We start from the raw sequence: 14,317 nt of genomic DNA, 5'->3' as shown, positions 1-14,317 counted from the left end.
AGGATGACTAATGGAAAAAAAAGTAGAAGCCATTTTAGAATTTGATAAAATAAAAAAACAACTTGCTGAATTTGCTTCTTCCTCACTAGGGGAGCAAGCGATTTATGAACTTGCTCCAGCTACAGATTTTCAAGTCGTACAAAAAGCGCAACTTGAAACAGAAGAAGGAGCCAAAATTATTCGTTTGCGGGGAAGCGCGCCAATTACTGGTCTAACAGATGTTTTTGCACATTTGAAACGTCTAGAGATTGGTGGCGATTTAAACGGGCTAGAAATCTACCAAATTGGTAGTAACTTGCGTGTAAGCCGCCAAATGAAAAACTTTATGAACGATTTACTAGAAATTGGGGTCGAAATACCATTACTCGGCGCACTTTCTGATGAACTTTTAGTATTAAAAGATGTAGAAGAAGATATTGCCATTTCAATAGATGAAAGTGGGAAAATATTAGATACAGCTAGTGAAGCGCTTAGCTCAATTCGTCGTACTTTGCGTCGGACAGAAGACCGCGTGCGTGAAAAGCTAGAATCTTATTTACGTGATCGCAACGCTTCAAAAATGCTAAGTGATGCGGTTATTACGATTCGAAATGATCGCTATGTTATTCCCGTGAAACAAGAATATAAAGGACATTACGGCGGTATCGTTCATGACCAGTCTGCATCCGGTCAAACGCTCTTTATTGAGCCACAAAGCGTGGTTGATTTAAATAACGAGCGCAAAGCCCTTCAAGCGAAAGAAAAACAAGAAATCGAACGAATCCTAGCTGAAATTTCTGCTTCATTAGCTGGCTGGATTAATGAGATTCATCATAATACCTTTATTCTGGGTCGTTTTGATTTCATTCTCGCAAAAGCTCGATTTGGGAAAGCTCTGAAAGCCGTAACGCCGCATTTGAGCGATACTGGAATTGTCCATTTAATAGCAGCCAGACATCCGCTTTTAGATGCGGAGAAAGTTGTTGCTAACGATATTTATTTAGGTGAAGATTTTAGTACGATTGTTATTACTGGTCCAAATACAGGTGGTAAAACAATTACATTAAAAACATTAGGCTTACTAACCTTGATGGCGCAATCAGGCTTACAAATCCCAGCCCAAGAAGATTCGACTATCGCTGTTTTTGAAAACGTATTTGCTGATATTGGCGATGAACAATCGATTGAACAAAGCTTAAGTACTTTCTCGTCCCATATGACAAACATTGTTTCGATCTTAGAAAAAGTAAATCATAAATCACTTATTTTATATGATGAGCTCGGAGCTGGTACGGATCCGCAAGAAGGAGCAGCACTTGCCATTGCCATTCTTGATGCAAGTCACAAAAAAGGCGCAAGTGTTGTTGCAACGACTCACTATCCTGAACTAAAAGCTTATGGATATAACCGAGCACATGCAACCAATGCTTCCGTTGAATTTAATGTTGAAACACTTAGTCCAACGTACAAACTACTCATTGGCGTACCCGGACGAAGCAATGCATTTGATATTTCACGCCGCCTTGGTTTAAGTGAAAGTATCATCACAGAAGCAAGAAGCCTCGTTGATACTGAAAGTGCAGACTTAAATGACATGATTTCAAGTTTAGAAGAAAAACGAAATCTAGCAGAACGAGAATATGAAGAAGCGCGTGAATTAGCTCGCGGTGCCGATGCTCTTTTAAAAGATTTACAAAAAGAAATTACCAATTATTATCAACAAAAAGATAAATTACTCGAACAAGCAAACGAAAAAGCTGCTGGAATCGTAGAAAAAGCCGAAACAGAAGCCGAAGAAATTATCCACGAACTGCGCACAATGCAATTAAACGGGGCAGCGGGAATCAAAGAACATGAACTAATCGATGCTAAAACAAGACTTGGAAAAGCTAAGCCAAAAACAATTAACAAAGCTATTCCAAAAGCACCAAAACAAAAACCACATGTTTTCCAAGCTGGCGACAATGTTCGCGTCCTATCTCTTGGCCAAAAAGGCACACTTTTAAACAAAATTAGTGATAAAGAATGGAACGTCCAAATCGGCATCATCAAAATGAAAATCAAAACGACCGATTTAGAATATATCGAGCCAGAAAAACCGAAAAAACAACGCATTATCACATCTGTTCATAGTAGTGACTCACCAGCAAAAAGTGAACTCGATTTACGCGGTGAACGCTACGAAGACGCTATTCAAAAAGTGGATAAATACCTTGATGAAGCATTGCTCGCAGGATACCCGCAAGTAGCAATTATTCACGGTAAAGGTACTGGCGCGCTTAGAACAGGCGTCACGGAATATTTGAAGAATCATCGTATGGTTAAATCCATCCGTTTCGGAGCCGCAGCAGAAGGCGGGAACGGCGTAACAATCGTTGAGTTCAAGTAAACAACTGAGCAAAAACATGGCTCCAAATAGGTCTAGGTGCTATACTGTGTGTACAAAAGTCATAAGGAGTGAATTAAATCATGGTAAAAGAAATTACAGATGCAACATTTGAACAAGAAACTAGCGAAGGCTTAGTATTAACAGATTTCTGGGCAACATGGTGTGGTCCTTGCCGCATGGTGGCTCCAGTTTTAGAAGAAATACAAGAAGAACGCGGCGAAGCACTTAAAATCGTCAAAATGGACGTAGATGAAAACCCAGAAACACCTGGAAGCTTTGGTGTTATGAGTATTCCAACACTTCTTATTAAAAAAGACGGCGAAGTAGTAGAAACAATTATCGGCTACCGTCCAAAAGAAGAACTGGATGAAGTCATCAACAAATACGTTTAAAATTATGCTAAAATGAAAGAAGCTTAGAACAAACATTCTAGGCTTCTTTTTAAATGTGTAACTGGAGTTGATAAAATGTCTTCTGAACATATCCAAAATAAATTAGCGCTTCTGCCGGACCAACCTGGTTGTTATTTGATGAAAGATAGACAAGGAACAATTATATACGTTGGGAAAGCAAAAGTGTTGAAAAATCGCGTGCGTTCGTATTTTTCAGGTACGCACGATAGTAAAACGCAACGTCTAGTCCAAGAAATTGTGGACTTTGAATATATCGTAACTTCATCCAACGTAGAAGCATTGCTACTTGAAATTAATTTGATAAAAAAACATGACCCACGCTTCAATATTCGCTTAAAAGACGATAAAACTTATCCGTTCATTAAAATTACAAACGAACGACATCCGCGACTAATTATTACCCGCCAAGTAAAGAAAGATAAAGGGAAATATTTCGGTCCGTATCCAAATGTGTACGCTGCCAATGAAGTGAAGCGCATCTTAGACCGACTGTATCCACTTCGAAAATGCAGTACATTACCAAATAAAGTGTGTTTGTACTATCATCTCGGACAATGCCTTGCCCCGTGTGTATTTGACGTGGAAGCAAGTAAGTATAAAGAAATGCAAGACGAAATTGTAGCATTCTTAAACGGTGGCTATAAAACCGTCAAAAATGATTTAATGAAAAAAATGCAAGAAGCCGCAGAAAATATGGAATTCGAAAAAGCTGGTGAATTCCGCGACCAAATCAACGCCATCGAAACAACGATGGAAAAACAAAAAATGACAATGAATGATTTCGTTGACCGTGATGTATTTGGTTACGCCATTGATAAAGGCTGGATGTGCGTCCAAGTATTCTTCATTCGCCAAGGAAAACTCATTGAGCGCGATGTTTCCCAATTTCCATTTTACAACGATGCTGATGAAGACTTCCTCACATTTATCGGCCAGTTTTATCAAAAAGCAAACCATATTCCACCAAAAGAAATATACTTACCAGATGATGTTGATAGCGAAGCCGTTCAAGCCGTCGTTCCCGACACAAAAATCATCGTACCACAGCGCGGAAATAAAAAAGAACTCGTGAAACTTGCTTACAAAAATGCCAAAATCGCGCTAAACGAGAAATTTATGCTACTTGAACGCAACGAAGAGCGGACAGTCGGGGCAGTTGAACGACTTGGTGAAGCGATGGGGATTCCAACTCCATCACGCGTCGAAGCATTTGATAACTCGAATATTCACGGTACAGATCCTGTTTCTGCAATGGTCACATTCCTAGATGGAAAACCAAGTAAAAACGATTACCGCAAATACAAAATCAAAACCGTGGAAGGACCGGATGATTACGCAACGATGCGAGAAGTTATCCGCCGTCGTTACTGGCGCGTACTTAAAGAAGGCCTACCAATGCCAGATCTAATATTAATTGATGGTGGGAAAGGACAAATTGATAGCGCCAAAGATGTCCTAACAAACGAACTCGGCTTAGATATTCCAGTAGCTGGACTCGCAAAAGACGATAAGCATCGTACTAGCCAACTATTATTCGGCGATCCATTAGAAATAGTTCCACTCGAAAGAAACAGCCAAGAATTCTATTTACTGCAACGAATGCAAGATGAAGTCCACCGTTTCGCTATCACATTCCACCGCCAACTACGCAGCAAAACAGGCTTCCAGTCCATTCTTGATGGCATTCCTGGCGTAGGACCTGGCCGCAAGAAAAAACTACTGAAACATTTTGGCTCCATGAAGAAATTAAAAGAAGCATCAGTAGAAGAAATTAAAGAAGCTGGCGTTCCACTTAATGTGGCAGAAGAAGTGCATAAACATATTACCGCGTTTAACGAAAAAGCCAAAAATACTGAACAAAAATAGATTTTAAATAAAGCTAACATACCAATGATTTTTTAGTTATTGGCGTGTTAGCTTTTTTATTTCAGCATCTATGATTTTCGCTAGAAGTAAAAACAAAAGAAACTCACCCTTCCCTTCAACACATAAATGCGCTAAAATAAAACCATTGATAAAAAAGCACCAAAAAGTCAGGAGGAGCGAGATTGGGACTAGTAGTATTAAAATTTGGCGGAACCTCTGTTAGCACCGTAGATAAAATCGGAAAAACAGCAGATCAAGCCATTTACGAGAAAAAACAAGGGAATAAAGTCATTGTCGTCGTTTCCGCGATGGGTAAATCAACCGACAAATTAGTAGCGATGGCAGAAGAAATCAGTGAAGCTCCAGACAAGCGAGAAATGGATATGTTACTTTCAACCGGCGAACAAATCACGATTGCTTTACTTGCGATGACTTTAAAAGAAAAAGGACATGATGCTATTTCTTATACAGGATGGCAAGCAGGAATTGAAACAGAAGCAGTACATAGTAACGCAAGAATTGCTGATATTGATAGCGCGCGCATTGAGTCTGCACTTGAAGCTGGGCAAATTGTTATTGTTGCAGGGTTCCAAGGTATAACTACAGACGGCGAAATTACAACACTCGGCAGGGGTGGCTCTGATACGACAGCAGTAGCAATCGCATCCGCTTTAAAAGCAGAAAAATGTGCTATTTGTACAGATGTTGTCGGCGTATTCACAACAGATCCCCGTTACGTTAAAAAAGCCCAAAAACTAGAACAACTAACCTATGATGAAATGCTAGAATTAGCCAATCTCGGTGCTGGCGTTTTACATCCACGCTCCGTTGAATATGCGAAAAATTTCCGAATTCCGCTTGAAGTAAGAGCGAGTCATGAACTAGAACCAGGTACAATGATTGAGGAGGATTTAACAATGGAAAATACCAAAGTAGTCCGCGGAATTGCTTTTGAAGATCAAATTACTCGTGTAACTATTCACTGGAAACAAAAAGAAGCGATGCGTGTTTCAAAAGTTTTTACTAAACTAGCTGAAAATAACATTGATGTAGATATTATCATTCAAGGTATCACAGGTCTTGGTCACGGCAACTTATCCTTCACGATTAAAACAAGCGAACTATTAGCTACTCTAGCTGTTTTAGAAGAAAGTAAAGAACTACTTCAAATCGAAAAACTAGAATCCGAGCAAGAACTAGCGAAAGTATCTATTGTTGGTTCCGGTATGGTAAGTAACCCTGGAGTCGCTGCAAAAATGTTTGAAGCTTTAACTGAAAATAATATCCCAATAAAAATGATTAGCACTTCAGAAATCAAAGTTTCGACTGTTGTTCCCGCACGTAAAATGGTAGAAGCAGCACAAGTTTTACATGACCAATTTGAATTAGATAAATAAAAATAAGCTTGAATTAACGAGCTGCATCCCAGTTAAGAGGGGCGTAGGCAAGTTATTTCAAGCTTATCTTTTTAGTAACGTTCTTCGTTATCAATCGTTTCTTTACGATCCCATTTAACGATAATCGTCACTTGTTTTTTACGTTTATCTATTTCATCGTAACTTTCTGTATAGAGCTTCTTCTGTGTTTGTAATTGCTCGGCGATAAAACCAGCTTCTAATTTAAAAGTTGGATTTTCTTGTGTACGGAACCGCGAAACAACCATGTCACCTTCTAAAAGTAAACGCAACTCATCTTTCTTTTCCTTTAAAATACTAAGTGTCCCAAAAGAGGCTTCTTCAAAGAATTCTCTTATCTCTTCCATGGATTCAAGTGGGAATTTACGCGCTAAGTCTTTCCCAGCCCAGTACATAATGTGAGGCGCTTCATCTCCAAGGATTTCAGGAATTAAATAATCTCGCAGTACATCTAATCCAAAACTTGGAACGAGTGCTTTTTCCTCGTAATTATTCTGTTCATTTTCTGTCATTTCGGATACCTCACTTTCATACACCATTATAACCAAAATCACCCTAAAATGGAAAGCACAATAAATAAATTTCTATAAAAAACCTTTTTTCTCAAAAAAGACTTGCGAAAAAAGCGAAAAAATAAGAAAATGGAAGGTATAGATAAAAAAATTTGGAAATTAATAAAGAAATTGAGGCGAGACTGTGAAACAAGCTATAGGCTTTATCGATTCGGGAGTAGGCGGTTTGACAGTAGTGCGTGAAGTACTAAAGCAGCTACCCCATGAACAAGTATATTATTTAGGTGATACCGCACGTTGCCCTTATGGACCACGCGACAAAGAAGAAGTAGCTCAGTTTACTTGGGAAATGACCAATTTTCTCGTAGATCGTGGCATCAAAATGCTCGTTATTGCATGTAATACTGCAACAGCGGCAGCACTATATGACATTCGTGAAAAACTGGATATTCCTGTTATTGGAGTTATTCAACCTGGCTCAAGAGCAGCTCTTAAAGCAACAAGAAACAACAAAATTGGCGTATTAGGAACGCTCGGTACAGTCGAAAGCATGGCTTACCCAACAGCGCTTAAAGGACTAAACCGCCGAGTAGAAGTAGATTCACTCGCATGTCCAAAATTTGTATCCGTAGTAGAATCTGGCGAGTATAAAAGCGCCATTGCAAAAAAAGTCGTAGCCGAGTCACTCTTACCACTGAAAAGTACCAAGATTGATACGGTGATTTTGGGTTGCACGCATTACCCACTTTTAAAACCAATTATCGAAAACTTTATGGGCGATGGCGTTGCGGTCATTAACTCCGGCGAAGAAACTGCTAGCGAAGTCAGTGCTTTACTGGATTACCATAATTTATTAGATGCGACAGACGATGAAATTGAACATCGTTTTTTCACCACTGGTTCCACACAAATTTTCAAAGATATTGCAAAAGACTGGTTAAATATGCCAGATATGACAGTAGAACATATAAAATTAGGAAAATAAGAGGTGCCACTAATGAGATTTGATGGAAGAGAAAAGAATGCATTACGAGAAATCGAAGTAACACCTGATTACTTAATGCACCCAGAAGGTTCTGTTTTAATCGCATCAGGAAATACAAAAGTTATCTGTTCTGCAAGTGTAGAAACAAAAGTACCACCATTTATGCGCGGGGAAGGTCGTGGCTGGATATCTGCTGAATATTCCATGTTACCACGAGCAACGAATACACGTAATATCCGCGAATCTTCTAAAGGAAAAGTAACTGGAAGAACAATGGAAATTCAACGTTTAATTGGACGAGCTTTACGTGCCGTGGTTGACTTAGACGCACTTGGTGAACGAACAATTTGGTTAGACTGTGATGTTATCCAAGCAGACGGAGGAACACGCACAGCCTCTATTACTGGTGCATTTATTGCAATGGTCATGGCGATTGCAAAACTAGATGAAGAAGTTCCGTTCACGAAATTCCCTGTCAAAGATTTTCTTGCAGCTACAAGTGTTGGCGTTTTAGAAGAAGGTGGAACAGTACTTGACCTTAACTACGTAGAAGATAGCGCGGCACAAGTCGATATGAATATCATTATGACTGGTAGCGGAGCCTTTGTAGAACTCCAAGGAACAGGCGAAGAAGCTACTTTTTCAGAAGCCGAACTTGCTGAACTAATCGCTCTAGGTAAAAAAGGAATAAGCGAACTAATCGAAATCCAAAAAGAAACACTCGGCGACAAAATCACAGCGCGGATTAAAGGAGAATAAAAAATGAGTAAAATTATTATTGCCACCGCAAATAAAGGAAAAGCAAAAGAATTCGAAAAAATCTTTGCGAAGTTTAATATCGAAGTTGCTACCCTTGCTGATTTTCCAGAAATTGGTGAAATTGAAGAAACAGGCACAACTTTTGCTGAAAATGCTGCTCTTAAAGCAGAAACGGTCGCTAGCTTGCTAAATCAAACAGTTATTGCTGATGATTCAGGTTTAATTGTAGACGCGCTTAACGGGGCTCCTGGTGTCTATTCTGCACGCTACGCTGGAGTCGCTCATGATGATGCAAAAAATAATGAAAAACTACTTAAAAATTTAGAAGGCGTAGAACCAGCAAAAAGAACTGCTCGTTTCCACTGTACACTTGCTGTAGCTACACCCTCTGAGAAAACAAGCTTCTATACTGGAGAGGTAGAAGGCATTATCGCAGAACAACTATGCGGTACAAACGGCTTTGGCTATGATCCACTATTTTTCCTACCAGAATTCGGTCTTACAATGGCAGAAATTCCAGCAGAGAAAAAGAACGAAATCAGCCACCGAGCTAATGCTATTAAACAGCTAGAAAAAGATTTAGCAGAAGTTGTAGAAAAAGTTACTAAAAAGTGAGAGAATAAGTAACAGAGCACTAGGGGGAGGAAATAAAATGAAATTATTAGTAGTTAGCGACAGCCACTCAGAACGTGACTGCTTAATCCATCTTAAAGAAAAATACGAAAATACAGTCGATGCCATGATTCATTGTGGGGATTCTGAATTAGAAGCTGATGATCCAGCGATTCAAGGATTTCATACTGTTCGAGGCAACTGTGATTTTGGCGGAGGATTTCCAAATGATTGGGTAGGAGAAGTGGATGGCTATCGTATTTTAACCACACATGGACATCTTTACAACATCAAAATGACACTTATGAACTTACGCTACCGAGCTCGTGAATTAAACGCTGATTTCGCATTCTTTGGTCATTCTCATGAACTAGGCGTTGATATGCTAGATGACACCATCATTTTAAACCCAGGAAGCATTTCCTTACCAAGAGGTCGCATTCGTATCAAAACATACGCGCTCATCGACTCTACGCCAGAAGGAATCAAAGTTCGCTTCATGGATCGTGACGATAACGAACTAACTGACCTAACCCAAGTTTTTCCTTTAACAAAGCACAACTAGGTCAAAAGACACCCAAAAAAGAAAAAATGCAATAACTTAAAGAAAACCATTGACAAACAAGCAATTTAAACATAAAATGGTATTTGGCTGTTGAAAAAACAGTGCCATTTGTCCTGATAGCTCAGCTGGATAGAGCAACGGCCTTCTAAGCCGTCGGTCGGGGGTTCGAATCCCTCTCAGGACGTTAAATAAAGCACCATAAACGTTGGTAATACAATGTTTATGGTGCTTTTTGATTTGCGGAAGTTCAAATAATGGTGTTCAAGCAGTTGTATCTATTAAGAGGGGAAGACAACATTGAATGCCTCTTAGAAATAATAAATGCTACTCTAATATGTCTTTTAGTAAATAATATAGGTGAAGACTGATAAAAATCATATGAAATTCTTGTTTGATTTTATAAGTTAATTAGTTAAATAAAAAAGGAGATTTCATTTAAAAAAACAACATATATTTTAAGTGAATATGTATTTTTCGAGATATTCGAGAAGAGTAAAGCATAAATCGTGTATAATGAACTATATTACGTGTTATCTTGTGATTTAATACACAATATTGTACCTGTCGTTTAAGAAAAAGTTTAAATAAGCTCTTTTTTGTTGTTCATGACTAGAATTGGACATTTCATTATATTTTTGGTTATACATTATCTTATTGTATTACGATGAAACTAGACTAGGAGGAGGGAGAAAAACATGAAAAAAGGATTTTTTTACGCTATTTTTATTCTCTTAGTAATAATAGCAAGTACATTATTTGCTCTCAACATCATTTCCAGTGTAGGATGGATGGCTAGTGTTTTTTGTTTAGTGATAGTCGCTATAATATTTACGAACATGACAAAAAAACGGACATAACGGAGGGAAAAACGGTTATACTTTAGAGCATTAGATCGTATTAGCAGATGCTTTCAAAACGCTAAACAGTAAAATAAAAAATCTCTAAAACATTTGAAACCCTTTGTAATTAAAAGGTGAATGTTTTAGAGATTTTTTTATCTTGCATTTCCCATTTTTATTACGCTGTTTTTGTGGCAATTTTCATTAAAACTAGTTCAAGTAATTACTAATCTCATTGAAAACGAAGAACTACTTTATAAAATAGTCAAAAATGAGAACAAGCAGATGATTGATCCTTTACTTTAACAATAATTTTTATGTAAATTCATCCCTTATTAGGTATTCTGTTATATGACTTGACAGTAATTTTTGAGAATTACAAGTAATAAATTTAAATATATTAGAGAGTCTAAAATTAGTACCGAACCTTAAAAAGATATGAACGATATGTGAACGATGATACCAAGAAATGAAAAAACCCCCTATACTATATTCAAATGGCTAGCTTAGGACTGCTATAATTAGTACTTATTGAGGCGATAAATACCACATACATCAAACACAGAATTCAACTCATTCTTTAAGATAATAATTACATCTAAGGAGACTAATCATGAAAAGAAAGATAAGTTCTATCATTGTAGTCGGGATAATGCTCTTTCAATCATTAAGTGCGTATCCATTTGTCACCGAAGCTAAAGAAAATGAACAAAAAGTAGAAATAAATACACCTTCAAAAACAACTAAGGGATTAACTAATTCCCTAAAATACACTAAGACCATTCTTGAAACAGGGGACACCTATGAAAGTATATTTCCTGACAGTGCCTTAGCTAAAGTAATTGCTAAAGAAGCAACGGGATCAGAGAATACAACTCAGCTAGTAACACAAGCAGACTTGAATAAAATCACATCTCTCAATGGTTATAATAAAGGAATAAGCGTATTAACAGGAATCGATTTGCTAGTCAATGTGACAAGTATAAGCTTGAATAATAATCAAATAACAGACATTTCTCCAATAGATCAATTACCTAATTTAGTAAGCCTATCGGTAAAAAATAATCAAATTAGCAGTCTTATCTTAAATGCGCAAAATCAACTCCCGAAACTAACAACCATTGATATTGAAAATAATCCCGATCTTAATACTATTGACATCCAAGATCAACCCCAATTGGTAAATGTAAAGACTTCTGGTTATACAGGATTACGCAAGTTAACAACGGTAATTGCCAAAAACAATCCAGAATTAGTCAATTTAGGCCAATACACTATGCGAAATGTCTATTTTAGCCAAGTAGCAAGTTTAACAAAAGTCGAATTAGTCAATCTCCCTAAGGTAAGAAAAGCAAACCTTGACAAAAACAGTATTAATGAGCTAAAAGTTACTGATTTGGCCATTGAAGATCTGCCATTAGGAGAAAATGAATTAACAGATACAGTATTCGATAACATCCAAAATCTGCCTAATTTAAAAACGTTAGACCTGTCAAAGAACCAACTAGAAGAAGTTGTATTAGACAAAACGGATGTAGAAAATCTACCCAATTTGATGACACTAAATATACAGCAAAATTTGGCTATAAAATTGATAAATGTTCAAGATCAACCCCAATTGGTAGATGTAAAGACTTCCGATTATCCAGACTTATCTGCGTTAACAACAGTGATTGCCAAAAATAATCCAGAATTAGTTAATTTAGGTTATTACACTATGCGAAATGTCTACTTTAGCCAAATAGCAAGTTTAACGAAAGTCGAATTAGCTAACCTTCCAAAAGTAACTGTAGTTCGATTTGAACGTAATAGCATCGATCAGATAGAACTAAATAATTTAGTTTCTGTAACAGACATGAATCTAAATACTAACAAAATAAATAGCGTCGAGAAATTTAAAAATATTCCTATACTGGCAACTTTAAATTTAAACAAAAATCAAATTACCAATATAGATATGCTTGATGATTTTCCAGAAATGACTACTTTAAACATCGATTTAAACTCCATCAGTGTTTTACCAAGTAACCTTAAAACAAAAATGCCAAAACTATCGAGAATTAGTGCATTAAATCAAGCAGTTACTTTAGATAAAGCAATTGTAGTGGATGATTCAGATTTAATTATTAATAATGAGATTAGTAATTTTGATAAGTTAATCAAGCCACTCCCAATATCAAATTTTGGAACATACGCAAATGAAAAAATAACTTGGTCGTCTGAAAGAATCAAAAATTTAACAGAGGTCAGCTTTCAGTTTTCTGAGCTAATTAATGTGACTGGTATAGATGGAACTTTTTCAGGAAAAGTAACACAACCATTTAAAAGATCAACTACCCCAGTAATTAATGCAGATTCCGAAATTCATTATCCACAAGGGACAGAAAAAACAGAAGCAGAGTTTTTAAAGGATGTTCAAGCGCAAACAACGGATGATTTATCCATTAAAAGCGATTTTGAAACAATGGTGAATCTCAAGAAAGTAGGAAAATACACAGTAACATTAAACGTAGAGAATATGGATGGAATTAAGGCTACTCCAAAAGAAGTGATTGTTTATATTGATGCTGTACAAGGTGCAAATATAACTGTGAAATATGAAGACGAATCAGGGAATAAACTTGCGGAAAATAGCATATTAACTGGAAATGTCGGTGAAGAATATAGTTCAAGTGCAAAAGAAATTTTAGGTTATACACTAACTGAAATGCCATCAAATGCACAAGGAGAATTTAGCTTAGAAGAACAGACTGTGACATATATCTATTCGAAAAATCCCGTTCCAGCTAAAGACATCACGATACAATATACCGATGAGGATGGGATGGAATTAGCACCAACCGAAACATTATCAGGTAATGTTGATGAAAATTATGTTACAACAGCGAAGACTTTTACAGGATACGAATTAATTGAAACACCGAGCAATGCAGAAGGAAAGTTTAGCGAAAATGCACAAACAGTGACCTATGTGTATCGCGCGATTAAAGTAGAGCCAATTTTAGCTAAAGAAGTTACGGTGAACTACCAGGACGAATTAGGAGCTAAAATTAGTGAAACGGAAGTATTGACTGGTGAAATTGGTGAAACATACACAACAGTGGCTAAAACAATAGATGGCTATACCTTAATTAAGAGCCCTACTAACGCTAACGGGATTTTTAACGAGAATCCTCAAACGGTTACCTATGTGTATCAATTACAAAATAGCCCAATAGCAGCAAATATCACCGTTAAACACTTGGATGAAAACAACAACGAGCTAGCACCAAGTGAGGTACTAAGCGGAAATGTCGATGAAGCATATACAACTAAACCAAAAGAAATAAAAGACTATTCGCTAGTAAAAGTACCAACTAATGCTAGCGGAAAATTCACGACAGAAGCACAAACGGTGATTTATCACTATAAAAAGAACAGTATACCGACATCATCTTATATTACTGTAAAATATGTAGATGAAACAGGGAAAGAGCTGGCCATAAGCAAGGTATTAAACGGAAACATTAATGATTCCTACGCAACTACAGCCAAGGAAATTAAAGGCTATACGCTAGTGCAAAAGCCCGCTAATGCAACTGGTAAATTTACGGATCAGAATCAAACTATAAAATATGTATATCGTGCTAATAAAGCCGAAGTAAATCCAAATCCAAATTCAGATGTACTAGGGAGTAATTCCAATGGAGATATTCAACCAACGAATGATATTAAGCCAACAAACGATGTCCAACCAACAAATGAGGCTCCACAAACCCTACCTAAAACAGGTAGTCAGCCGGCGAATTTGATCTTTGGATTAGGAATTTTACTAGTACTTCTTAGTACCCAATGGCTACACCGAAATAAAAGAAAAAAAGATAAATCTCATAACTGCTGATAACGTTTCTTGAAAAAACTCTCCTTATCATTAGGAGAGTTTTTGTTTATTAAAATAATTTTACCTATCAAATAGTGAAGGCAGCGAGTCATTTCATATAATC

At 37.0% G+C, this 14,317-nt stretch carries 10 protein-coding genes and 1 tRNA gene; 10 read left to right on the top strand and 1 reads right to left on the bottom strand.

Annotated elements, in window-relative coordinates:
* Positions 1 to 10 precede the first annotated feature (10 nt).
* The 4 genes from AC4PG8_RS02290 (at position 11) to AC4PG8_RS02275 (ending at position 6,044) form a co-directional block, all read left to right on the top strand.
* Complete coding sequence (locus AC4PG8_RS02290; protein WP_010990823.1) at positions 11 to 2,368, top strand: endonuclease MutS2; 2,358 nt, start codon at positions 11 to 13, stop codon at positions 2,366 to 2,368.
* Between the two features lie 80 nt (positions 2,369 to 2,448).
* Positions 2,449 to 2,760 carry a thioredoxin gene (gene trxA, locus AC4PG8_RS02285; RefSeq protein WP_003723853.1) on the top strand — a complete coding sequence of 104 codons (312 nt, stop codon included), beginning with the start codon at positions 2,449 to 2,451 and terminating at the stop codon, positions 2,758 to 2,760.
* A 75-nt stretch (positions 2,761 to 2,835) separates the two neighbouring features.
* Positions 2,836 to 4,647, top strand: coding sequence for an excinuclease ABC subunit UvrC (gene uvrC, locus AC4PG8_RS02280; protein WP_003771538.1), 1,812 nt, complete (start codon positions 2,836 to 2,838; stop codon positions 4,645 to 4,647).
* 182 nt (positions 4,648 to 4,829) lie between these two features.
* On the top strand, positions 4,830 to 6,044 hold the full coding sequence (locus AC4PG8_RS02275) for an aspartate kinase (RefSeq protein ID WP_003761883.1): 1,215 nt from the start codon (positions 4,830 to 4,832) through the stop codon (positions 6,042 to 6,044).
* Positions 6,045 to 6,115: 71 nt separating this feature from the next.
* On the opposite strand, the gene AC4PG8_RS02270 is transcribed toward AC4PG8_RS02275, so the two are convergent.
* On the bottom strand, positions 6,116 to 6,610 hold the full coding sequence (locus tag AC4PG8_RS02270) for a YslB family protein (protein WP_072218612.1): 495 nt from the start codon (positions 6,608 to 6,610) through the stop codon (positions 6,116 to 6,118).
* A gap of 148 nt (positions 6,611 to 6,758) precedes the next feature.
* Here AC4PG8_RS02270 and racE point away from each other — a divergent pair, with 148 nt between their 5' ends.
* The 6 genes from racE (at position 6,759) to AC4PG8_RS02240 (ending at position 14,214) form a co-directional block, all read left to right on the top strand.
* The gene (gene racE / locus AC4PG8_RS02265; protein WP_003761886.1) at positions 6,759 to 7,559 is read left to right on the top strand and encodes a glutamate racemase; all 801 of its coding nucleotides are present in this window, start codon (positions 6,759 to 6,761) and stop codon (positions 7,557 to 7,559) included.
* 12 nt (positions 7,560 to 7,571) lie between these two features.
* Positions 7,572 to 8,318 (top strand): ribonuclease PH, encoded by a 747-nt coding sequence (rph, locus tag AC4PG8_RS02260; RefSeq protein ID WP_003761888.1) that lies wholly within the window; start codon positions 7,572 to 7,574, stop codon positions 8,316 to 8,318.
* A gap of 3 nt (positions 8,319 to 8,321) precedes the next feature.
* A complete protein-coding gene (locus tag AC4PG8_RS02255; protein ID WP_003761890.1) occupies positions 8,322 to 8,933 on the top strand; it encodes an XTP/dITP diphosphatase in 612 nt (203 codons plus the stop codon).
* A 37-nt stretch (positions 8,934 to 8,970) separates the two neighbouring features.
* On the top strand, positions 8,971 to 9,495 hold the full coding sequence (locus AC4PG8_RS02250; protein ID WP_003766609.1) for a metallophosphoesterase: 525 nt from the start codon (positions 8,971 to 8,973) through the stop codon (positions 9,493 to 9,495).
* A 110-nt stretch (positions 9,496 to 9,605) separates the two neighbouring features.
* Positions 9,606 to 9,679 (top strand) — tRNA-Arg (locus AC4PG8_RS02245).
* 1,268 nt (positions 9,680 to 10,947) lie between these two features.
* The gene (locus AC4PG8_RS02240) at positions 10,948 to 14,214 is read left to right on the top strand and encodes a MucBP domain-containing protein (RefSeq protein ID WP_492169981.1); all 3,267 of its coding nucleotides are present in this window, start codon (positions 10,948 to 10,950) and stop codon (positions 14,212 to 14,214) included.
* Positions 14,215 to 14,317: the final 103 nt, after the last annotated feature.

It is taken from the genome of Listeria sp. MAN/IMW/UF555 (genome assembly GCF_058684075.1).
Note: the sequence above shows the minus strand (reverse complement) of the source record. Positions and strands in the feature narration are given on the sequence as shown.